A 23,462-nucleotide genomic window follows, 5' to 3' on the forward strand; every position below is an offset into this window, starting at 1 on the left:
AGCCAACCGGCACGCCGCGACGGCACGGGATCCCAAGATTTACCAATAACAACAAGGAGTGATCATGGCAGAACTTACCATTGATCCCACCACGATACGCAAGGCGCTCGATGATTTCGTCGAGTCGTACAAGCCGTCGGACACGCCCACCCAGGAAGTGGGCTACGTGGCCACGGCCGGCGACGGCATTGCGCACGTGACGGGACTGCCTGGTTGCATGGCCAATGAGCTGCTGACCTTCGAGGACGGCACGCTCGGCCTGGCGTTCAACCTTGACGCCCGTGAGATCGGCGTGGTTATCCTCGGCGACTTCGCAGGCATCGAGGAAGGCCAGGAGGTCCGTCGCACCGGCGAAGTGCTCTCCGTGCCTGTTGGTGACGGCTACCTCGGCCGCACCGTGGACCCGCTGGGCAACCCGATCGACGGTCTGGGCGAGATCACGGACATCGAGGATCGTCGTATCCTCGAGGCCCAGGCCCCCGATGTGATGCACCGCCATCCGGTCGACGAGCCTATGTCCACCGGTCTCAAGGCCATCGACGCAATGACGCCGATCGGTCGCGGCCAGCGCCAGCTCATCATCGGCGATCGTCAGACCGGCAAGACGGCCATCGCGATCGACACCATCATCAACCAGAAGAAGAACTGGGAATCCGGCGATCCGAAGAAGCAGGTCCGCTGCATCTACGTCGCCATCGGCCAGAAGGGCTCGACCATCGCCTCGGTGCGTCAGAGCCTCGAAGAGGCCGGCGCGATGGAGTACACCACCATCGTTGCCTCCCCGGCTTCCGATTCCGCCGGTTTCAAGTACATTGCCCCCTACACCGGTTCCGCCATCGGACAGCACTGGATGTACCACGGCAAGCACGTCCTCATCGTCTTCGACGATCTGTCGAAGCAGGCCGAGGCGTACCGCTCGATCTCGCTGCTGCTGCGTCGTCCGCCGGGGCGTGAGGCTTACCCGGGCGATGTGTTCTACCTGCACTCCCGTCTGCTCGAACGCTGCGCGAAGGTTTCCGATGACCTCGGCGGCGGCTCGATGACCGGCCTGCCGATCGTCGAGACCAAGGCGAACGACGTGTCCGCCTATATTCCGACCAACGTGATCTCCATCACCGACGGTCAGATCTTCCTGCAGTCCGACCTGTTCAACGCGAACCAGCGTCCTGCCGTGGACGTCGGCATCTCCGTGTCCCGAGTCGGTGGCGCGGCGCAGACCAAGGCCCTGAAGAAGGTCTCCGGCACGCTGAAGATCTCGCTGGCGCAGTACCGTTCGCTGGAATCCTTCGCGATGTTCGCGTCCGATCTGGACGCCGCGTCCAAGGCCCAGCTGAACCGCGGTGCGCACCTGACCGAGCTCCTCAAGCAGCCGCAGTTCTCGCCGTACTCGATGGAACAGGAAGTCGTGTCCGTGTGGGCCGGCACCCACGGCAAGATGGACGATCTGCCGCTGGGCGACGTGCTGCCGTTCGAGCATGCGCTGCTCGACTGGCTCGACCACAACACCGACATCCTCACCACCATCCGTGACACCGAGAACTTCACGCCCGACACCGAAGCGGCCCTCGACAAGGCCGTGGACGAGTTCCGCGAGACCTACGTGACCAAGGCCGGCAAGCCGTTGGTCGAGAAGAAGAAGGTCTCCAAGAACCCGACCCCGATCGAGCAGGAGAAGATCGTGTCGAAGGCCGAGAAGCCGGAACACGACCCGAACAAGCACCCGATGGCCGGAGAAAAGAAGTAATTCATGGGATCGCAACTCGCATTGAAGAGCAGGATCGCCTCCACGGGTTCGTTGGAGAAGATCTTCAACGCCCAGGAGATGATCGCGTCTTCGCACATTGCCAAGGCACGTGACGTTGCCCTGAACGCGAAGCCCTATGCCGATGCGATTTTCGATGCCGTACAGGCTGTGGTGGCCCATTCGCATATCACGCATCCGATCGTGAAGAAGGAAGAGGACAACCCGAAGGTTGCCGTGCTTGCTCTCACGTCGGATCGTGGTATGGCCGGCGCGTACACGTCGTCGATCATCCGTGAGACGGAGGATCTGCTCAACCGTCTCGAATCGGACGGCAAGCAGCCGGAGCTGTACGTATACGGTCGCCGCGGTGTGACGTACTACAAGTACCGCAACCGCGACGTGGTCGATACGTGGGAGGGCGATACCGACAAGCCTGGCGTCGAAGTCGCCGAGGCGATCTCCACGGCACTGATGAACGCCTACATGAAGCCGGCCGCCGAAGGTGGAGTCTCAGAGCTCTACATCGTCTACACCGAGTTCATCAACATGGTGGTTCAGAAGGTGCGCGTGCTGCGGATGCTTCCGGTCGAGGTCATCGAACCCGAACGCGAGCAGGCCGACCCCGGTCTGGACGCGCCGAGCGATGCCAGCAAGGCCACGCCGCTGTACTCCTTCGAGCCGAGCCTCGAAGAGGTGCTCGACGCGGTGCTGCCGAAGTACATCCAGTCGCGTATCCACGAGTGCCTGCTGGAGGCGGCCGCATCCGAGACCGCGAGCCGGCAGAACGCCATGCATACGGCCACGGAGAACGCCCGTAACCTGATCGACGACCTGACCCGCAAGCTCAACGCCTCGCGTCAGGCTTCGATCACCCAGGAACTTACCGAAATCATCGGCAGCGCCGACGCGCTGAACAACAAGGAAGAGTAGGAACATGGCTGAGAATCTTCAGACCACAGCACCTGCCGAGACGGCCGCAGAGCCGATCAATGGTCGCGTCACGCGTATCCAGGGTTCGGTTATCGACGTCGAATTCCCGGTGGGCCACCTGCCTGACATCTACAATGCGCTGACCGTGCAGCTCCATGCTGAGGGCAAGCACGAGGAAGGCGAGACCGCGCACACGATCACGATGGAGGTCGAGCAGCACCTCGGCGATTCGACCGTGCGTTGCGTCGCGCTCAAGCCGACCGATGGTCTGGTTCGCGGCGCGGTCGTGACCGACACCGGTGGCCCGATCTCCGTGCCGGTCGGCGACGTGACCCTCGGCCACGTGTTCGACGTGACCGGCCACGTGCTCAACAAGAAGCCCGACGAGACCATCAAGGTCACCGAGCGTTGGCCCATTCACCGCAAGCCGCCGGCATTCGACCAGCTGGAGTCCAAGACCCAGATGTTCGAGACCGGCATCAAGGTCATCGATCTGCTCACCCCGTACGTGCAGGGCGGCAAGATCGGTCTGTTCGGTGGTGCTGGCGTCGGCAAGACCGTGCTGATTCAGGAAATGATTCAGCGAGTCGCGCAGAACCACGGTGGTGTGTCCGTGTTCGCCGGCGTCGGCGAACGTACCCGTGAGGGTAACGATCTGATCGGCGAGATGGGCGAGGCCGGCGTGCTCGAGAAGACCGCACTGGTCTTCGGCCAGATGGATGAGCAGCCGGGTACCCGTCTGCGTGTCCCGCTGACCGCACTGACGATGGCCGAGTACTTCCGCGACGTGCAGAACCAGGACGTGCTGCTGTTCATCGACAACATCTTCCGCTTCACGCAGGCCGGTTCCGAGGTGTCCACGCTGCTGGGCCGTATGCCTTCCGCCGTGGGTTACCAGCCGAACCTGGCCGACGAGATGGGTGCTCTGCAGGAGCGCATCACCTCGACGCGTGGCCACTCGATCACCTCGCTGCAGGCCATCTACGTGCCGGCCGATGATTACACCGACCCGGCTCCGGCCACGACCTTCGCCCACCTCGACGCGACCACCGAGCTGTCTCGTGACATCGCCTCGAAGGGCATCTACCCGGCCGTGGATCCGCTGTCGTCGACCTCGCGAATCCTTGATCCGCGTTACGTCGGCCAGGCCCACTACGAGTGCGCCAACCGCGTCAAGGCGATTCTGCAGCGTAACAAGGAGCTGCAGGACATCATCGCCCTGATCGGTATCGACGAGCTTTCGGAAGAGGACAAGACCACCGTCAACCGCGCCCGCCGCATCGAGCAGTTCCTCGGCCAGAACTTCTACGTGGCCGAGAAGTTCACCGGTCGCCCGGGCTCGTACGTGCCGGCCGACGAGACCATCGAAGCCTTCACGCGCATCTGCGATGGCGTGTACGACGATGTTCCGGAGCAGGCGTTCTCCGGCATCGGCGGCATCGACGATCTCGAGAAGAAGTGGCACGACATGCAGAAGGAGCTTGGTGAGTGATGGCTGGATCCTCAAAGACCTTGATGCAGGTGAATATCGTCGCCGCTGACCACCCGGTGTGGCACGGCGAGGCGAAGTCGGTGACCATCCCCGCCTCCGAAGGCGAGATGGGCATTCTGGCCGACCACGAGCCGGTGCTGACCGTCATCAAGGGCGGTTCGCTCACCGTGGTCGACCCGGCCGGCGAGCGCCACGTGTTCGAGGTCGCTGACGGATTCATCTCCTTCGACTCGAACAAGCTCACCGTTGCGGTCGAACGTGGCCGCGACGTGGTTCGCACCTCCGGTGCGAACGCCGACGCCGAGTAAGTTTCGCTCGGCTCGCGCTTTTGGCCTCCCGCACACTGCGCTGTGCGGGAGGCCTTCTGCTTTACGTGGGACTGTCTCCTCCGGTTTTTGCCGCGGAATCATCGCTGTTGTTGCGGCATTCGTCCGAGGGCCATCGCGCCGTGCACCATAACGGGCCGATGTTGCCATCCCGCGCGTCATGCTACAGTGTTGCGACGTGCGAATTATTGTTGCTGACTGCTCCGCTGAATACTCCGGCCGTCTGACGGCCTCGCTGCCGCCGGCCAAGCGCGTGCTGCTGATCAAAGCCGACAACAGTCTGTTGATATTCTCCGAACTGGGCTCGTATAAACCGCTCAACTGGATGGCCGCGCCGTGCACGATCAAGGAGATCGTGCCGCAGGGAAGCACGACCGACGATGATGACGTTGCCGGGACCGTGTCGGACGCAGCAGCGACTACTGACGATTCGGTCGTCGGCAAGGACCCGTCCGAACTGACGCCGATCAAGACGTTGCGTGTCTCCGCTGACAAGTCCAGCGACATTCTCGAAGTCGCGCTGTACCGCGTCTACTCCGACGAATCATACGATCTGGGTGAGGATCCGGGACTGATCAAGGACGGCGTGGAAGACCATCTGCAGCGCTACCTTGCGCAGCAGATCACGCGCATCGGCGAGGGCGCGAAGCTCGTGCGCCGCGAGTATCCGACCGCGATAGGACCGGTCGACATCATGGCCACCGACGCAAACGGCATGCATGTGGCGATCGAGATCAAGCGCCACGGCGGCATCGACGGCGTCGAACAGCTCACACGCTACTGCGAACTGCTCAACCGCGACCCGCTGCTGTCCCCGGTGCGCGGCATCTTCGCCGCGCAGACCATCACTCCGCAGGCCCGCGTCCTCGCGCAGGACCGTGGTTTCGAATGCCTCATCCTCGACTACGACGAGATGCGCGGCGTCGAGGACGATTCGCTGCGTTTGTTCTAAAAACGGGTACCGGCATTTAACAGCCGATACCCGTCAATTGTTCGCGTCGCTCCGCGCGATCAGTACGTGGCGAGGATGTCGACCACGAACACCAGCGTCGAGTTCGCCGGAATCGAGCCGGTCGCGCTCGAGCCGTAGCCGAGATCCGGCGGCACCACGAGCAGTACCTGAGAGCCGACGGTCTGGCCGGCCAGGCCCTGCGTCCAACCCTTGATCACGTTGCTGAGCGCGAAGTCGACCGCCGCACCCTTGTCCCACGAGGAATCGAACTGCTTGCCGTTGAGCAGCCAGCCGGTGTACTGCACCTTCACCGAACCGCTCTCCTCGACCTTCGCGCCGGTGCCCTTGATCAGCGGCTGCACGACGAGCTTGTCGCTACCCTTGTAGCCGTTCATGTCGATCGACGGCTTGCCGTCCTTGGCGCGCGTCACCTTCGGCAGGTCGGACGGCACGTCCTTGACCTCCTCACCGGTCGCCTTGGTCGGATCGGGCGCGGACGAGACGATCGTGAGCGCCATGATGTACGAGGTGCCCGACGAGTTGGAATCGTTCACGCCGATCGCCACCGTGCCGTTGATCTGCTGGCCGATGAACAGTTCCTTGTACGCCTCGTTGAGTTGGCTGCTAGTCAGATCCCACGAGCAGTCCGGCGTGTTCTTCGTCCACGTGTCCATCAGTTCGGAGCCGTCCTTGGCGTTGATCGCGATGCCCTGCACGCACACGCGGTCGCCGGCCTCGACAGCCTTGCCGTCGCCCTTCTGCAGGATGGCGTACGCGCCGTCCTCCACGGTCATCGGCGTCTTCGCCAGCGCGATCGTCGGTTTTTTGCCGAGTTCGCCGGTCGCCGTGATGCCGGAAAGTTGGTTGAGTTTCTTCAGTGCGGACTTGTCGTCGGATGACGAGGACGAGTCGGTGGACTTGGACGACGAATCGGTGGACTTGCCCGCGTTCGTGTCGTTTGAGTTCGACGAGCCGCCGCATGCGGCGAGCGTCAGGCACAGACCGAACGCGCACGCGCCGGCGAGCGCGGTGCGCAGGTACTGGGAAATGGTCTTGTTGAGCATGGATTCAACACTAGCGTCAATCCTTGATCATGCGCGTTCCCACCGCCTGTCTGCGCTGTGCGTCCGTCGTGTGCGTTTCCGTATACGTTGTGGGCGGATTAGGCGGGGGATTGTAGAATGGGATGGCTATGACTGTGAACAACCATGAATCTAAGCTGAAGGGTGCGGGTGGCAAAGCCGGCGCTTCCGACGCGTCCGAGCGGGATCGTGCCAAGGCCGAGGCCCGTCGCGTGTGGATCATGCGCGGCCTGGTCACGCCGTTTCTCGGGTTGCTGGCCGTTACCTGTTTTGCGCTTGGACTGCTGAATGCCACGATCTGGAAGCCGAGCCGGCAGATTACGGCCACGGCGTCGACGGGCGGCTCGCAGTATGTCGTGACCGATCCGGGCGTGCTGCCTCTGGTCGACCGGCAGGCGACGCTGACGGTCACGTCGTCGGCGAGTGACGAGGTCTGCATCGCGCTTGGCTCGGGCAAGGACATCAACGGTTGGGTGTCGGGTTCTCCGTATGTGCGTGTGACCGGCTTGAGCAGCTGGAGCGGATTGTCGACGCAGGCTATGTCGGCCAAGTCCTCCGGCAAGGCGTCGGGGCAGTCGGATGCGGCCAAGGTGGCGTTCAAGGACTCCGACATGTGGACTCAGGTCGAGTGCGGCAAGGGCACGGCGACGATGAAAACCGATGTGGACAGTGCGTCGTCCACGATGGCGCTGATCGATCTGGGGAAGTCCGGCAGCGCTTCCGTGTCATTGCATTGGGTGCGTCAGACGTTGCCTGATTTCGCGGTTCCGTTGTATTTCGCGGGCGGTCTGTTGGCCGTGATGGCGGTGCTGACCGCGTCGCTGTTTGCCATGCCGCCGCACAAGCGTCGCAAGCGGGTGGTTGCCAGTGCGGCCGCCGCGATCGAGTCCGAGGAGGTCAGCATCGGCGAGGCCATCGCCGGCAGCTGGTCGAAGATCAAGCCGAAGTCGCCGTCGTCCGGCCGTTCGCGGCATGGGCGTCGTCGTCATGCGTCGCATCGGTCGGGGGAGACCGGTTCGATCGCGCCGGTTGTCGAGTCCGCGTCGGCCGAGACGGCTGAGACTTCCGAAACGGTCGTGTCCCAGCCGACGATCGTTGATCCGTCGTCGCGCAATCTTGTGGCGGAGGTCGCGCAGACCCACGGTGCGGATGCTGCCAAGTCCGATCTCGAGCCGCATGAGTCGGATGTGGAGCCGGCGTCGGCCGATGATGGGAACGCCATGGTCGACGATGCCGCGACCAAGTCGGATGCTCCTGTTGATACCGACGATACGGCTGATACTCCGCAACCCGACGACGATGCCGCGACCTCGGTGATCACGCCGGAGGAACTGCAGGCATACTTCGCACGGTTCGCGCAGGAGTCGGGCGCCGCTGCGAACGTGGGCGGTGCGGATACTGCCGCCGGAGCCTCGGCCGAGACGGGCTCCGATGCGAATGAGAACGCTGGCGTTGCGCAGGATGATGCAGCAAGTACCGCGAACGATGGCACCGGTGACGATCCGGCTGATGATGACGATGCGAACGCTGTCGCGAACGATGGCAACGCCGACGATGATGCGCACGACGAGACGAATGATGATGCCGACGACGGCGAGGAGGTGGATCGACAATGAGCAAGATGCTGAGAACGTTCGCCGCGGCGACGCTGTCCGCAGTCATGGCCATATCCCTTGCTGGATGCGAAGGCCAAATCCCGCAGCCGGCCGCCAGTAGCACGACCGACGAATCGTCCGCCGGAGTCAAGGCGACGCCCGACCTGACCGAAGCGCAGGAGAAGGCCATCCGTAAGGCCATCCTTGACGCCTACCAGTCCGCGGGCGACTCCAAGAGTACCGACGGGCTCGACGCGCGCGTCACCGGCCCCGCGCTCGACATCTACTCGAGCCGCATCGCCATCGCCAAGGCGTCCAACAGCGCCGTCGACAAGTATGCGACCATTCCGTCCGAGATCGCGCAGACCGTCATCCCCACCGACTCCGGCTGGCCGCGTACCGTGTTCAGCATCACCACCACCACCGAGGACCAGCAGTCCAAGCGACTGCTCGTCATGGTGCAGGAATCCGCGCAGTCGAACTACAAGCTGTGGGGCATGGCACGACTATTCCAAGGCACCACGCTACCCAGCTTCGCCGTGCCGAAGATCGGCGCGTCGATGGGCACCGCCACCGACTCCGGACTCGTGACCACCCCGCAGGATGCGGTCAAACAGTACGCCGACGTGCTCGCCAACGGCTCGAACAGCCAGTACGCGGCCAACGTGGCCGATGACGAGTTGCGCCAGAACCTCGCCACCACCACCAAGCAGGTGGCCGACGGCATGGCCCGCAACAACGGCACCCAACAGCAGACCTTCACCCCCGTCGACGGTGCGATCTACGTCATGCGTTCGGTCGACGGCGGCGACCTCGTCGTCGCGCAGATCAACTCCGAATGGACCCGCCAAGCCGGCGAAGGCCGCGAATCGCAGCCCGCCTCCAACGACGAGCGCGCCCTCTTCGGCGACGGCACGGCCACCAGCACCATGAAGGTCTCGTATGTTAACACCATCGCCCTCTACGTGCCGGCCAAGGACTCCGGCAAGCAGATCACCGCGGTGGGAGCGGATAGGCAAGTCGTCAAAGTCGAAGCCCTCTAGATGACGGGCAACGGAGCGTCCTCTGCGTTGCTCCTCGGTCGACGTGCTGAAGCACGCCTTCCCTCGGTGCGCCTTGAGACCGCACGCGTTGCCTGTCGTCTAGCAATCGAATAACGGAGCGTATACGACCTTACCTCAGCGCTCGACGTGCTTATGTCGCGTTGCACGCGACCTTCGCGGCATAGCCGCTCACTTCGCCTACGGATAGTCCACTGGACTATCCGTTTGACGGCTCAGCGCCTTCGGCCTCGGACGGCTGTCTCCGCACGCGTTATTCGATTGCCACGCAATCCGGGGAACGTGTCTATAGTTATTGCGGACTGCAATACGCACTAACGGAGGCATCATGGTAGATCAGTATGATTCCTGGCTTGTCGGTCAGGGCAACAACGCTGCCGCAAGCGGCGATCTCAACGAACTCAAGCACCAGACCAAGGCCGAACCGGGTCAGCCTGGCGGCGCCCCCGCGGCCGGCGCGTACGTGATCGACGTCACCGAATCCACGTTCCAAGCGACCGTGCAGACCTCCGCCACGTTCCCGATCCTGCTGTTCCTATGGTCCGCGAAGGACGATCGCCTGTTCGACATGGCCCGTGCGCTCGGCGACGCGGTCAACAAGCTCGAAGGCCAGATCCAGCTCGCGCGCGTCGACGTCAACGACAACCCGCAGATCGCGCAAGCGTTCCGCGTCACCGCCGTGCCCGCGCTGTTTGCGCTGATCAACGGCCAGCCGATGATGGTCGCACAGCCCGGCGTGCTCACCGACGACGAACTGCAGCAGGTCACCGACGCGGTCATCCCGCAGATCGTCAAACTCGCCCAGCAGCATGGCGTGACCGGCACCGCGCCATATTCAGGCGACCCCGAGGCCGACAAGAAGGCCGCCGAGGAAGCGGCCGAACAGGTGCCGCCGGAACATGAGGAGGCGCATCGTCTGGCCCAATCGGGCGATTACTCCGGCGCTGCCGCCGCATACGCGAAGGTGCTCGAGGCGAATCCGGCCGATGCGCTCGCCGCGCGTGAACGTTCCAAAGCGCTGCTGCTGGCCCGTTCCGCGGCCGCCGACGTGCGCGAGGTACGCGCCGCCGCGGCCGCGCATCCGGACGACGTGGACGCTCAGCTGGCTGTCGCCGACGTGGACATGATCGGCGGTCAGATCCAGGACGCGTTCGACCGTTTGCTGGACTTCCTTGCGGCCGGCCACAAGGCCGATCTTGAGCCGGTGCGCAAGCGTCTGCTCGAATACTTTGCGATCCCCGAGCCGACCGACGAGCGGCTTAAGCGTGCCCGTCGTCGCCTCGCCACGCTGATGTTCTGAGTCGCCGTGGGCTTGACAAGTGGGCGTTGACATACCGCAACGACCGGGATTCCGGTCTTGTCGTGGTATGTCAACGCCCACTTGCTGTTCCCGTGGTCAAACGCCACGTATGATGCGGTTGCTTCACTCGCCGGTCATGTCACCGGCGGCGACGTAGACCGCGTGCGAGCGGGTCACCTTGTTCACGCGGTACGTGTTGTCGCCCAGAATGCCGTCCGCGCCCATCATCAGGCACCGGTTCGCCTCGCGGTAGTCGCTGCCGACTCCCGCGTAGATCGGCACGTTGTCGCGACGCGCGCGCTCCACGACCTCGCGCGTGAGCCGGTTGCCGCGCATCACCACGAAATCCACGCCTTTCGGCCACATGATCGCCGGATCGCCCTTCGGGCTGACGCACTTGCCGATCGTCCAGTCCGGATGGTTGCGCAGCAGCAGTCGCACCGCTTCGTCGGTCACCGACATCAGCATCACGCGATCCGCGAAATCATGCCGTTCGATCACGTCGGCCACCGCGCGGGTCAGCTTCGGTGCGCCTTTCGGTCCGGTTTTCAGATCGAGCAGCAGGCTTAAGTGATCGGACGATCGCTGCGCGGTCTCGATCGCCTGTGCCAACGTCGGCACGTGATAGTCCGTGCCGCGATCGCGCATCGTCATATGCTCGAGTTCGCGGTCGGCGAGCTTCGCGACGCGCAGGTCGTGACCGTTCGCAGCAAGTCGACCGGTGCGTTCGTCATGGAAGACGACCGGCGTGCCGTCGGCGGTCAGCCGCACATCGATCTCCGCGTAATCGGCACCGTCCGTGGCGGCGTTCGCGATCGCATTCAGCGAGTTTTCCGGCGCGGAATCGTCCCCGCGGTGCGCGATCGAGACCGGTCGGATCTCCCATTGATCGGCGTGTTCGCGGCGGCGCAGACGCGCGGCCGCAACCCCGGTCAGCACCAGCGTCAAACACAGCAGCGGCGCCACCCAGCGGAACATGCGGCGGAACGTGGTCGTGCGCGTATCCGTACGAATGAGGCTGTTGTAATCGTCCATCGCGCACCTCCTGCAAGGTCGAACCAACCATATGCCTTCATTATGTGCGCGAATGCGTGGGAACGGCATCATCCCGCAGAACGAATCACGGTTCCGGTGCGCGCCGTCGCCTTGCGGGCGTTACTCTTCCCGGGCTTACGGTCGTTTTGGGCCTCTGAACCGGCCGTATGCCCGGGTTGGGGGGCTGGGGGTGTTGTTGGTTTGTTCCCGGGCTTACGGTCGTTTTGGGCTTCTGAACTGGCCGTAAGCCCGGGTTGGGGGGCGGTTGTTGTTGGTCTGTGGGGTTGTTGGTGGTTTGTTCCCGGGCTTACGGTCGTTTTTGCGCCGCGAACCGGCCGCATGCCCGGGTTGGGGGTTGGTCTGTGGGCTGGTCTGTGGGATTGTTGGTGGTTTGTTCCCGGGCTTACGGTCGTTTTTGCGCCGCGAACCGGCCGCATGCCCGGGTTGGGGGTGACTGTTGTTTGCCTCTTCCCGGGCTTACGGTCGTTTCCGGCCTCTGAACCGGCCGTATGCCCGGGGGAAGAGCGATGGATCGCATGCCGGCAAGACCATGACAAGACCATGATGAATGGATCGGATCGCGGCCCGCAAGCCTGCGAGGATAGGGGGAGCAATGTACCCGATATGTACCCGATACAAAGAAGATGGCGGAATCAAGGTTATGAAAACCTTGGAATTCCGCCATTCTGGTGGGCCCAAAGGGGATCGAACCCTCGACCTTCTGTTCCGGAGACAGACGCTCTATCCACTGAGCTACGGACCCAAGCAACGCACTACTTTACACGTTGGGCGGACCGAACGCGAATCATGCGGTGCAAGGCTTCCAAAAACCGCCGCGACACGTGCAATCGCGTCTACACTGGTTTTATGGCCGATAACCTGAACGATTTCGAATTTGAGCGTCGGTTCTTCTGCCGTCATATGCCGGCAGAGCTCGACGACGGGGACGCGCCGGCTCTCATCGTGCAAAGCTACTACGTGCACGACGGCAACTACGCGCTGCGCGTGCGGCTCACGACACGCGCGATGCGGCTCGACATGACGCCCGACCTCGACCCGATCGAGGTGCTGCGCGAATACCGTGACCTGTTCGGCGAGGCGTACGTTACGGTCAAGGGGCCGTCCGTGGGCGGCACGCGCTACGAGGCCGAACGTGAGATCGATTCGCGCATCGCGGCCGAACTGGCGTTGCGCGGCGGCGCGCCGATCATCAAGAACCGGTATTCGGTCTGGCTGGACGAGGACGGCTGGAGCATCGACGTGTTCGGCGGGGCGAACGCGCCGCTCATCGTCGCGGAGGCGGAGCGCAGCAGCCCGGTCACGAATCTGATCATCCCGAAATTCTGCGTTACCGAGATCACCGATCAGGAACGGTTCAGCAACGACGGTCTCGCCGGCCGGCCATATCGCGAATGGCGGGATGATTTCGAGCGCGAGCTGGCGGAGGACGGGCCGCAGTTCATGCAGTTCTTCGGCAAGAACCGGCGGAACTGAGCGGGGCGCCGGTCGTGCGGCTGGATCCGGATCGCCGATGCGTGCGCAATGCGCGACATATGACTGACGGACACGTGGCGCGTGACGTTCCAAGGCGCGGAACGATTCGTCTCGCGCATGGCCGGCGCGCATACAATGGCGGGCATGATGCCGCGTGCGGTGGACTACGGAAGGCCGTGAAACCGCGTGTGAAACATCGGTGATGTGACGTTCGAGCGAACCGCAAAGGAGTATCGACTATGAGCGAAAAGATGGAAGAAGTGGCGACCTCGCAGGCCCCGGCCGCACTGGGCGCGTACAGCCAGGCCGTCAAGGCCAACGGCTTCGTGTTCGTCTCCGGCCAGCTGGGCATCGACCCGGCCACCGGCGAACTGGCCGGCGAGACGGCGGGCGAGCAGGCCGCGCAGGCGCTCAAGAACATCAAGTGCATTCTTGACACGGCCGGCACCGGCATCGAGCACGTCGTGCGCGCGACCATCTACCTGAAGAACGTCGAGGACTTCAAGGAGGTCGACGCCCGCTACGCCGAGGTGTTCATCGGCTCCGTCAAGCCGGCCCGCGTCGCGTTCGGCGGCAACGACATCCCGAAGGGCGCGCTCGTCGAGATCGACGCGATCGCCGCGCTGTGACGCATACGTACGCATGACGAACGGTGCGTGGCCTGTCCGGGAACGGATGGGCCACGCACCGTTTTCGTTGATGGCGGTTGTGCCGCTTCGCGCGTGACTGTCTGCTGCCGATGAATACGGCCGTATTCATTCGCAATGGCGTATGCGGTTACGTGTTGCGGGGATGGGCACGAATCGATGTCGACGGCGCTCTTACCCCCGCGGAGGGTTACATGCTGCGGGGACTGCGCAAATCGATGCCGATGGTGGCCTGACATCGCGGAGGGTTACGTATTGCGTGGGGATGCGCATTGGCGATATCCGATCGGACCGCCATACGATCTGTGGCTGTTCTCCCATCGCGGCTATCATACGTAAGTCGCCCGCGCGATGACGCGCGCGACGGACCACCGATCCGAACCACGAACCGAAGGAGCCGATATGGCCGACCGCGGCACCAGCGATGCGCATGCTACCGACACCGATCTCGAACGGCGCATGGAATCGCGCCACCTGACCATGATCTCCCTCGGCGGCGTGATCGGCACCGGCCTGTTCGTCAGCTCCGGCTACACCATCAACCAAGCCGGCCCGCTCGGCGCGATCCTCGCCTACGCGATCGGCTCCCTGCTTGTCTACTGCGTCATGGTCTCCCTCGGCGAGCTGTCGGTCGCCATGCCGTACGCGGGCAGCTTCCACCTGTACGCCAAACGTTTCATCGGCCCGGCCACCGCGTTCGTGATCGCCGTGCTGTACTGGCTCAACTGGGCGGTGGCGCTCGCCAGCGAGTTCACCGCGGCCGGGCTGCTCATGCAGCGCTGGTTCCCGAGCAGCCCGGCGTGGGTGTGGTCGGCGGTGTTCATCGCGGCGGTGTTCGCGCTCAACATCATGTCGGTGCGGCTCTACGGCGAGGCCGAATTCTGGTTCGCGTCGATCAAGGTGTTCGCGATCGTCGCGTTCATCGTGATCGGGCTGCTCGCGATCTTCGGTGCGATCCCGATCTCGGGCCGCCCGGCCGACGCCGGCGCGCCGCTGTTCGGCAATTTCGTCGCGGACGGCTGGTTCCCGCGCGGCATCGCGCCGGTCTTCTCCACGCTGCTCACCGTCGTGTTCGCGTTCTCCGGCACCGAAGTCGTGGGCGTGGCGGCCGGCGAGATACGCGACCCGGGCAAGGCCATACCGAAGGCCGTGCACACCACCGTATTCCGTCTCGCCATGTTCTTCATCGGCTCGATCGCGGTGATGGCCGCGCTCATCCCGTGGCAGCAGGCGGGCGTGGACACCAGTCCGTTCGTGCTCGTGTTCCAGTCGATCGGCATGCCGTTCGCTGGCGACATCATGAACTTCGTGGTACTGACGGCTGTGCTGTCGGCCGCGAACTCCGGACTGTACGTGTGTTCGCGCATGGTGTGGTCGCTCGCCAAGGAACGACTGATCCCGGCGCGGTTCGCCAAGACGAACTTCCGCGGCGTGCCGGTGTGGGCGGTGCTGTTCTCGATGTGCGGTTCTCTCCTGGCGCTGCTCTCCAGCGTGGTGGCGGCCTCGACCGTGTACCTCGTGCTGGTGGCGGTGTCGGGCCTGGCGACGCTCGTGGTGTGGTTCTCGGTGGCGGTGTGCCACATCCGGTTCCGGCGCGAATGGGTGCGCAGCGGGCATGACGTGGCCGAACTCGGGTATCGCGCGCCCGGATACCCGGTGTTGCCGTGGCTGGCGATCGTGATGTGCCTCGGGGCGCTGGTGCTGGTGGCGCTGGACGACACGCAGCGTTCGACGCTGTATTACATGGTGCCGTTCGTGGCGCTGTGCTACGGCGGCTACTGGGTGATCGAACGCGCGCGCCGGAAGTCAGACTCGCCGGTATCCTTGGAAGAATGAGTCCTGAAGCCCTGAGCGAACTGATTTCGCGTATTGCCCATGAACTGGTTGCGTCCGGCAAGGCCGGCAACCTCACCGATGATCTGATCCCGCCCGTCGACAAGCTCGCCGTCATGCGCCCGAAGGATCGCGCGCACGGCGACTGGGCCTCGAACGCGGCCATGCAGCTGGCCAAGAAGGCCGGCATGAAGCCCCACGATCTGGCCGAGCTGTTCGCGGCCGGCCTGACCGCCGCCGACGGCATCAAGTCCGTCGAGGTGGCCGGCCCCGGCTTCATCAACATCACCCTCGACTCCGCGTCCGCCGCGGCGGTGGTCGACCAGGTGCTCGCCTCCCCGGCCGATGCCAACGGCATCTCTACGTTCGGCAAGAACGCGCACCTCGCCGGCAAGACCCTGAACCTCGAGTTCGTCTCCGCGAATCCGACCGGCCCGATCCACATCGGCGGCACCCGCTGGGCGGCCGTCGGCGACTCGATGGCCCGCGTGCTCGAGGCGAACGGCGCGAAGGTCGTGCGCGAATACTACTTCAACGACCACGGCGAGCAGATCAACCGCTTCGCCAAGTCGCTCGTCGCCGCCGCCCACGGCGAGGAGACCCCGATCGACGGCTACAAGGGCGCGTACATCAACGAGATCGCCGACCGCGTGATCGCCGAGGCCGAGGCCGACGGCGTGGACGTGCTCGCCCTGCCGCGCGTCGACGGCGGCCTCGACAAGGACGGCAACCCGCTCGGCGAAGGCGATTCCGAACAGCGCGAGGAGTTCCGCAAGCGCGCCGTGCCGATGATGTTCGACGAGATCCGCAAGTCGATGAAGGACTTCCGCGTCCACTTCGACGTGTGGTTCCACGAGAACAGCCTGTACACCGACGGCGAGGTCAAGCGCGCGATCGAGGTGCTGCGCGAGCGCGGCGACATCTACGAGAAGGACGGCGCGACCTGGTTCGAGTCGACCAAGCACGGCGACGACAAGGACCGCGTGATCATCAAGTCGAACGGCGAGTTCGCGTATTTCGCGGCCGACATCGCGTACTACTGGAACAAGCGCCACCGCGCGACCGATCCGGCCGACATCGCGATCTACATGCTCGGTGCCGACCACCACGGCTACATCGGCCGCATGATGGCCATGTGCGCCGCGTTCGGCGACCAGCCGGGTGAGAACATGCAGATCCTGATCGGCCAGCTCGTCAACGTGTTGAAGGACGGCAAGGCCGTGCGCATGTCGAAGCGCGCCGGCAACGTCGTCACGATCGACGACCTGACCGAGGCGATCGGCGTGGACGCGTCGCGTTATTCGCTCGCGCGCACCGACTACAACTCGCCGGTCGACATCGACCTGAACCTGCTCGCGTCGCACTCCAACGACAACCCGGTGTACTACGTGCAGTACGCGCACGCCCGTTCCTGCAACGTGGACCGCAATGCGGCCGCCGCCGGCATCACCTACGAGGGCGCGGACCTCGCCCTGCTCGACACCGAGGCGGACGGCGAGGTGCTCGCCGCGCTCGCCCAGTGGCCGGCGCTGCTCACGCTCGCGGGTGACGCGCGTGCGCCGCACCGCGTGGCGCACTACCTCGAGGATCTGGCCGCCGCGTACCACAAGTGGTACAACGTGGAGCGCGTCGTGCCGATGGAGCTAACCGATCCGGAGGCCCGTGGCGACGAGGCGGAGGCGCTGCGCATCGCCAAGGCCCCGGAACCGGCCCGTGCCGCCGCGCGACTCAAGCTCAACGACGCCGTGCGCACCGTGATCGCCGAAGGCCTCGACCTGCTCGGCGTCACCGCTCCGGAGAAAATGTGATCGATATGGCAATCACCCCAATTTGGCCGGCCGCCACGGCCATTGACCCGGCGAGCGGCGCGATCACGTTCCACGGCCGCACCGCCGAGTCGCTGCTCGACGAGTTCGGCTCACCGCTCTACCTGATCGACACCGACGAGGTCGCCGTCCGCGCCAAGCATTTCGTGAAGGCCGCCGCCACCGCGTTCAACAACTCGACCACGCACGTGAGCTTCGCCGGCAAGGCGTTCCTCTCCAAGGAGATCGTGCGCCTCGTGCTCGCGGCCGGCATGTACGTCGATACCTGCACGATGGGCGAGATGAGGATCGCGCTCGCCGCCGGTGCGCCCGGTCGTCGGCTCGTGCTGCACGGCAACAACAAGTCTGACGCGGAGATCGAACTGGCGATCGAACAGGGCTTCGCAAAGATCGTGATCGACTCTCCCGACGAACCGGCCCGCATCGCTGAGATCGCGCATCGCCTCGGCAAACGTGCCCGCGTGATGCTGCGCGTCACGTCCGGCATCCACGCCGGCGGCCACGAGTACATCTCGACCGCGCACGAGGACCAGAAGTTCGGCGTGCCGCTGCTGCCGGCCGGCGCGGACACGTCCGTGCTGTCGATCCTCGACGACCTGACCGACGTGACCCCGGCCGCGACGAACGCGCGTGTGGGGGAGCGGTACGACGGTGCGGAACCGGCCGCGACCGAGCCCGCCGCCAAGCCGGAACGCAAGCTGCGCTACGACGTCAAGTACCCGTACGATCTGAGCGGCGAGGAGCTGTCCGAACCCGACCGCAAGCTCGCCGAGGCGATGACGGCCGTGGCGAACGGCCCGGCGCTCGCCGTGCTCAAGGAGATCCGCCGCCACGAGGACGTGCTCGAGCTCGTCGGCGTGCACTCGCACATCGGCTCGAACATCCACGACGCGGACGCGTTCATCCAGGCCGCCAAGCGCATGATGCTCCTGCGCAAGACCTTCTACGCGACCGACGCCTACACGCTGCCCGAGGTCGACCTCGGCGGCGGCTATTCCGTGGCGTACACGGACGGCGAGGATTCGATGGACATCGACGTGGAGCTGGGCCGTCTGGCCGATGCGGTCACGGCGATCAACCGCGCGCTCGGCATGCCCGCGCCCGCGATCTCGTTTGAGCCGGGCCGTTGGATCGTCGCGCCCGCCGGCGTCACGCTGTATCGCGTCGGCACGATCAAGCATGTGCTGCTCAGTGCGGACGCGGAAGGCCGGCAGCCGACCGACAAGGCCGGCAATCCGATCAGCGAGCGCGTGTACGTGTCGGTGGACGGCGGCATGAGCGACAACATCCGCCCGGCCCTGTACGGCGCGGACTACACGGTGCGGCTCGCGAACCGTCGCGGTTCGGACGAATCGATGCTGGTGCGCGTGGTCGGCATGCACTGCGAGTCCGGCGACATCATCATCCACGAGGATCGTCTGCCGGCCGACCTGAAGCGCGGCGACGTGCTTGCAGTGCCGGTGACCGGCGCGTACGGCCGCACGATGGCGAGCAACTACAACCAGGCGTTGATCCCGGCCGTCGTGGCCGTGAGCGAGGAAGGCGCGCACGTGATGCTGCGCCGCCAGACCATCGACGACCTGCTCGATCTCGATCTGGGCTGAGTCGGCCAAGTCGGCTGGTCCGGCTGGCCGGAGATCGATAGGCCGATTGACGGTACACGTAAGTGGGGGCTTCCTCTCGATCGAGAGGAAGCCCCCACTGGCTACTTCACACTACTCGTGGAAGCGAGTCGTCACGCCTTGGCGGCGATCTTCTTCATCTCCTCGGCGACGAACTCGACGTCCGTGCCGACGATCACCTGAATGTGCGTCTTGTCCATCACGCGCTGGCCCGGAACGCCGGTCTTCTTGATGGCGTCCTGATCGACCGCGCCGGTGTCCTTGACGACCAGACGCAGACGGGTCGCGCAGTTGTCGATCTCCTGGACATTCGCCTTGCCACCCAGCGCCGCGTAGATGCGCTCGGCCAGCATCGTGTACTTGTCGCCGGAGGCGGCGCCGACCACCGCGTCGTCCGCGGCCTCGTCGTCAGGCTCGCGGCCCGGGGTCATCAGGTTGAACTTCTTGATCGCGAAATCGAACACGAAGTAGTAGACCACCGCGAACACGAGGCCCTGCACGATCAGCATGTACGGCTTCGTGCCGAGCGGCCAGCTGAGGATGAAGTCCACGAAACCGGCGGAGAAGTTGAAGCCGGCCATCCAGTCCATCGCGGCGGCGATCGCCACGGAGATGCCGGTGAGCACCGCGTGCACGACGTACAGCGGGAACGCGACGAACATGAACGAGAACTCGAGCGGTTCGGTCACGCCCGTGAAGAACGCGGCCACGCCGGCGGCCAGCATGAGCGAACCGATGGCCTTCTTGCGCTCCGGGCGGGCGTTCTTGTAGATCGCGAATGCGCCGGCCGGCAGGCCGAACATCATGATCGGGAAGAAGCCAGCCTGGTACATGCCCGCATGGTAGCCGGCGATGGACACCGGGTCACCCTGGTATGCGGCACCCTGCCAGAAGCGGGCGATGTCGTCGATGCCGGCGATGTTGAACCAGAACACGTTGTTGAGCGCGTGGTGCAGACCGGTCGGGATGAGCAGACGATTTGCGAAGCCATAGATACCCGCGCCGACCGCGCCGAGCGACATGATGGCCTCGCCGAACGCGGTGAGCCAGCCGAAGACGAGCGGCCAGATGAACAGCAGGATCAGCGAGACGACCGACATGAGCGCGACCGTGACGATCGGCACGAGGCGCTTGCCGCTGAAGAAGCTCAGCGCCGCGGGCAGCTTGACCTGATGGAAGCGGTTGTACATCGCCGCCGCGATCAGACCGGCGAGGATGCCGATGAACACGTTGCCGTTGTTCATCTTGGAGAACGCGTTGTAGGTGTTGACCGCGGACTCCTGCATGGCCGCGGCGTCGGCGTAGCCGAGGAACTTCGAGGCCGCGTCGGGCACGAGCAGGGTCATCGGCGTGAGGAAGCCGACGAGGCCGGCGAGGGCCGCCGCGCCGTGCTGGTCGCGCGACATGCCGAACGCAAGGCCGATCGCGAACAGGATGCCCAGATTGTTGAGCACCGCGCCGCCGGCGGTCGTCAGGAACGTGGAGACGACGTCGCCGCCGGTAAAGCTGGCGATCCAGTTGCCGACGCCCACAAACAGCGCCGCCGCCGGCAAGCAGGCGACGGGCAGCATGAGCGAACGGCCCATGCGCTGGATATAGTCCTTCATTTCTTTCCATCCTCCCTCTGCAACGATGCAGGGTCATGTGAGCGACGGGTACTGCTTTCTGTGATCGCCGGCTTTCGTCATCGATCGCGCTCCACCATCCTTGGCGGACCCCGGTAATCCGGGCGGCTGTATCGCTCTACGGGATAGTTTACGGCACCCGCGACACTGTTGTCGAACATTTTGTTAAGTTTCTTTACTGCAAGTGACTTGCAGCAACGTTTGCCGTCATCGCTGAGCGCTACTGGCGATTGACGGCAACGATTGACGGCATGTCACTGCATGTTTGTTAAGAAACTTTCGTCCCGGCGTGTCGGATTCGAACCGTAGGATAGTGGAGGAATTGTGATCGCCGTCCGTTGCGGCGGCATGAGTTACGTGTTCGAGAAAGGACGCCTGTGGCACAGCCGAACGAAACCCCGATCCGCGTGGGACTTCTGGGCGCGGGAACCGTTGGATCGCAGACCGCGCGTCTGCTGGTCGAGCAGAAGGACGAGCTGGCCGCGCGCATCGGCCGGCCGATCGAACTGGTCGGCGTGGCCTGCCTTGATCCGGACGAGGTGAACTATCCGTGGATCGACAAGTCGCTGCTGACGACCGACACGATGAAGGTCGCGACGAACGCGGACATCGTGATCGAACTGATCGGTGGCACCGGCGTGGCCCGCACGTTCGTGATGGCCGCGATCGAGTCCGGCGCGTCCGTCGTGACCGCGAACAAGGCCCTGCTCGCCAAGTACGGCCCGGAGATCTACAACGCGGCCGCCGCCAAGGGCGTTGACATCTACTTCGAGGCGGCCGTGGGCGGTGCGATCCCGTTCCTGCTGCCGCTGCGCGAATCGCTGGCCGGCGACAAGGTGACGAGCATGCTCGGCATCGTCAACGGCACCACCAACTACATCCTCGACGAGATGACCACCAAGGGCCTCCAGTTCGACGACGTCCTCAAGGAAGCGCAGGCCAAGGGGTACGCCGAAGCCGATCCGACCGGCGACATCGAAGGCCACGACGCGGCGAACAAGGCCGCCATCATGGCCACGCTCGGCTTCCACACCAACGTGACGATCGACGACGTCTCGGTCGAAGGTATCACCAAGATCACTGCCGACGACATCGCCGCGGCGACCGCCGAGCACAAGGTCATCAAGCTGCTCGCCGTCGTCGAGAACGGCGAGGCCGGCGTCTCCGCGCGCGTCTACCCGGCGCTCATCCCCGAAACGCATCCGCTGGCCTCCGTGCACGGCTCGTTCAACGCGATCTTCGTCAAGGCCGAAGCCGCCGACGACCTCATGTTCTACGGCCGCGGCGCGGGCGGCGCACCGACCGCCTCCGCCGTCGTCGGCGACGTGGTCACCGAGGCGCGCCACATCGCGCAGGGCTGCACCGGCCCGACCATCCCGATGTACAACAACCTGCCCAAGGCCCCGATCGAGGCGAGCCGCGCCGCGTTCGCCGTGCGCTTCCTCATCCACGACAAGCCGGGCGTGCTCGCCGCGATCGCCAAGGAATTCGCCGACAACGGCGTCTCGATCAACGGCGTGAACCAGGATCTGAAGCCCACCATGAAGGAGCCGGGCTACGACGGTGAGCTGCAGCAGCTGCGCATCGTGACACACCTGACCGACGAGGTCACGCTGCGTCGCACCGTGGATGCCGTCTGCAAGCTCGACTGCGTCGCCGGCGAGCCGTCCATCCTGCGCGTGCTGGACTGACGGTCGCAGGGGAGCCAAGGAAGGATAGGAATGGAACCGATCTGTAAACAGGTCAAGGTCAGCGTGCCGGCCACCAGCGCGAATCTGGGGTCCGGATTCGACGCGGTCGGCCTCGCGCTGGAATACCACGACGAGCTCACGTTCACGCTGTGCGCCGACCCGTCGAACCGCGCCGCGCAGGTGCTCATCTACGGCGAGGGCGAGGACACGCTGCCGCGCGACGAGACGCATCTGGTCGTCTCGACCTTCCGCCGCGCATGCCAGACATTCGGCCTGGGACGCATCGGATTCATCCTCGAGGCGCACAACAACATCCCGCAGGCGCGCGGCATGGGCTCGTCCGCCGAGGCAATCGTCGCCGGCATCGCTGCGGCCGCCGCATTCGCGCACGACGACGACCTCAACCGCGACTCCGTGTTCGAACTGGCCGCCGCGATCGAAGGCCACCCCGACAACGTCGCGCCGGCCGTCTACGGCGGCATGACCGCGTCGTGGAACTTCGACACGGCCGAAGGCGTCGGCTCCGTGCCGATCCCGGGCGGCGAACCCCTGCACGGCGGCTTCCACACGATCAAGTACAAGGTCGATCCGAACATCAAGACCTCCGTGTTCGTGCCGGACTACGAGCTGTCCACCGAAAAGGCGCGCCAGGCGTTGCCTGACCAGATCGCCCGCCGCGACGGCGTGTTCAACGTCTCGCGCGTGGCGCTGCTGGCCGCCGCGATGAACCCGGCCGCGCTCGCCAAGTCGTCCGACCCGAACGCGCTGCTGTTCGCGGCCACGCAGGACAAGCTGCACCAGCCGTACCGCAAGGATCTCATGGCACCCTCGTGGCAGCTCATCGAGGACCTGCGCGCTCGCGGCTACGCGGCGATGGTGTCTGGCGCTGGCCCGTGCGTGCTCGTGCTGCACTACGGCGACGCGGCCGAGGCCATCGACGAGGTGGCCGGCGACCGTCTCGCGGACGGCCATTGGCGCGTGCTGCACCCGGCCGTCAACACCAAGGGCGTCGAAATCATTCGCAAGTAACGCAAACGCGGTCTCGGCTCCCTCGGTCGGGAGAACTGAGACCCACTGGTCAGAAAACGGGCAATCTGTGTTCTTGGCTCCCTCGGCTGAGGGAGCTGGCAGCCGAAGGCTGACTGAGGGAGCGTACACGATAAGGCCGTCGGAAGCTATATGTGTTGTGGTTCAGACGCTCCCTCAG

The 23,462-nt window shown here is 64.7% G+C and carries 17 protein-coding genes, 1 tRNA gene and 1 pseudogene; 15 read left to right on the forward strand and 4 right to left on the reverse strand.

From position 1 onward, the window contains the following. The first annotated feature begins 64 nt into the window (after positions 1-64). From atpA to nucS, 5 genes are all read left to right on the forward strand, one after another. Positions 65-1,744, forward strand: a complete 1,680-nt coding sequence (gene atpA / locus JS541_RS06190; protein ID WP_152358858.1) for a F0F1 ATP synthase subunit alpha — start codon at positions 65-67, stop codon at positions 1,742-1,744. Between the two features lie 3 nt (positions 1,745-1,747). Next, the gene (locus tag JS541_RS06195) at positions 1,748-2,674 is read left to right on the forward strand and encodes a F0F1 ATP synthase subunit gamma (RefSeq protein ID WP_152358857.1); all 927 of its coding nucleotides are present in this window, start codon (positions 1,748-1,750) and stop codon (positions 2,672-2,674) included. Positions 2,675-2,678: 4 nt separating this feature from the next. Continuing rightward, entirely contained in the window at positions 2,679-4,166 is a 1,488-nt protein-coding gene (gene atpD, locus JS541_RS06200; RefSeq protein ID WP_214373591.1) for a F0F1 ATP synthase subunit beta, read from the forward strand. Beyond that, entirely contained in the window at positions 4,166-4,474 is a 309-nt protein-coding gene (locus JS541_RS06205) for a F0F1 ATP synthase subunit epsilon (protein WP_214373592.1), read from the forward strand. The genes atpD and JS541_RS06205 overlap by 1 nt, the downstream gene beginning before the upstream one ends. Positions 4,475-4,670: 196 nt before the next feature. Beyond that, positions 4,671-5,444: an endonuclease NucS gene (gene nucS, locus JS541_RS06210; RefSeq protein WP_214373593.1), complete on the forward strand. Its 774-nt coding sequence runs from the start codon at positions 4,671-4,673 to the stop codon at positions 5,442-5,444. A 59-nt stretch (positions 5,445-5,503) separates the two neighbouring features. On the opposite strand, the gene JS541_RS06215 is transcribed toward nucS, so the two are convergent. Next, positions 5,504-6,508 (reverse strand): FKBP-type peptidyl-prolyl cis-trans isomerase, encoded by a 1,005-nt coding sequence (locus JS541_RS06215; protein WP_214373594.1) that lies wholly within the window; start codon positions 6,506-6,508, stop codon positions 5,504-5,506. A gap of 239 nt (positions 6,509-6,747) precedes the next feature. Between JS541_RS06215 and JS541_RS06220 the strand changes: the two are divergent. The 3 genes and pseudogenes from JS541_RS06220 to JS541_RS06230 all read left to right on the forward strand — a co-directional run. Further along, positions 6,748-7,893, forward strand: a pseudogene (locus JS541_RS06220) (hypothetical protein); the annotation flags it as partial. Between the two features lie 245 nt (positions 7,894-8,138). Next, positions 8,139-9,164 (forward strand): hypothetical protein, encoded by a 1,026-nt coding sequence (locus JS541_RS06225; RefSeq protein WP_214373595.1) that lies wholly within the window; start codon positions 8,139-8,141, stop codon positions 9,162-9,164. A gap of 346 nt (positions 9,165-9,510) precedes the next feature. Continuing rightward, the gene (locus tag JS541_RS06230) at positions 9,511-10,482 is read left to right on the forward strand and encodes a tetratricopeptide repeat protein (RefSeq protein ID WP_214373596.1); all 972 of its coding nucleotides are present in this window, start codon (positions 9,511-9,513) and stop codon (positions 10,480-10,482) included. Between the two features lie 123 nt (positions 10,483-10,605). On the opposite strand, the gene JS541_RS06235 is transcribed toward JS541_RS06230, so the two are convergent. Together JS541_RS06235 and JS541_RS06240 are read right to left on the reverse strand one after the other, a co-directional pair. Beyond that, entirely contained in the window at positions 10,606-11,517 is a 912-nt protein-coding gene (locus JS541_RS06235) for a glycerophosphodiester phosphodiesterase family protein (RefSeq protein ID WP_214373597.1), read from the reverse strand. Positions 11,518-12,204: 687 nt separating this feature from the next. Continuing rightward, a tRNA-Arg gene (locus JS541_RS06240) sits at positions 12,205-12,280 on the reverse strand. A gap of 104 nt (positions 12,281-12,384) precedes the next feature. Here JS541_RS06240 and JS541_RS06245 point away from each other — a divergent pair. The 5 genes from JS541_RS06245 to JS541_RS06265 all read left to right on the forward strand — a co-directional run bounded on the left by JS541_RS06245 (position 12,385) and on the right by JS541_RS06265 (position 18,921). Continuing rightward, positions 12,385-13,011 carry a CYTH domain-containing protein gene (locus JS541_RS06245; RefSeq protein WP_214373598.1) on the forward strand — a complete coding sequence of 209 codons (627 nt, stop codon included), beginning with the start codon at positions 12,385-12,387 and terminating at the stop codon, positions 13,009-13,011. 239 nt (positions 13,012-13,250) lie between these two features. Further along, on the forward strand, positions 13,251-13,640 hold the full coding sequence (locus JS541_RS06250) for a Rid family detoxifying hydrolase (RefSeq protein ID WP_214373599.1): 390 nt from the start codon (positions 13,251-13,253) through the stop codon (positions 13,638-13,640). Between the two features lie 420 nt (positions 13,641-14,060). Further along, positions 14,061-15,494, forward strand: coding sequence for an amino acid permease (locus JS541_RS06255; RefSeq protein WP_214373600.1), 1,434 nt, complete (start codon positions 14,061-14,063; stop codon positions 15,492-15,494). Then, a complete protein-coding gene (argS, locus tag JS541_RS06260; protein WP_214373601.1) occupies positions 15,491-17,299 on the forward strand; it encodes an arginine--tRNA ligase in 1,809 nt (602 codons plus the stop codon). The genes JS541_RS06255 and argS overlap by 4 nt, the downstream gene beginning before the upstream one ends. Positions 17,300-17,304: 5 nt before the next feature. Next, positions 17,305-18,921: a diaminopimelate decarboxylase gene (locus JS541_RS06265; protein WP_214373602.1), complete on the forward strand. Its 1,617-nt coding sequence runs from the start codon at positions 17,305-17,307 to the stop codon at positions 18,919-18,921. A 131-nt stretch (positions 18,922-19,052) separates the two neighbouring features. Here the strand turns inward: JS541_RS06265 and nagE are convergent, their stop codons facing one another. After that, positions 19,053-20,546: an N-acetylglucosamine-specific PTS transporter subunit IIBC gene (nagE, locus tag JS541_RS06270; protein ID WP_214373603.1), complete on the reverse strand. Its 1,494-nt coding sequence runs from the start codon at positions 20,544-20,546 to the stop codon at positions 19,053-19,055. Between the two features lie 395 nt (positions 20,547-20,941). On the opposite strand from nagE, the gene JS541_RS06275 reads away from it, so the two are divergent. Both JS541_RS06275 and thrB read left to right on the forward strand, forming a co-directional pair. Next, a complete protein-coding gene (locus JS541_RS06275; RefSeq protein ID WP_214373604.1) occupies positions 20,942-22,255 on the forward strand; it encodes a homoserine dehydrogenase in 1,314 nt (437 codons plus the stop codon). 30 nt (positions 22,256-22,285) lie between these two features. Beyond that, positions 22,286-23,284 carry a homoserine kinase gene (gene thrB / locus JS541_RS06280; protein WP_214373605.1) on the forward strand — a complete coding sequence of 333 codons (999 nt, stop codon included), beginning with the start codon at positions 22,286-22,288 and terminating at the stop codon, positions 23,282-23,284. Positions 23,285-23,462 lie beyond the last annotated feature (178 nt).

The sequence above is a fragment of the Bifidobacterium sp. SO1 genome (genome assembly GCF_018555335.1).
In the GTDB taxonomy this organism is placed as follows: domain Bacteria; phylum Actinomycetota; class Actinomycetes; order Actinomycetales; family Bifidobacteriaceae; genus Bifidobacterium; species Bifidobacterium simiiventris.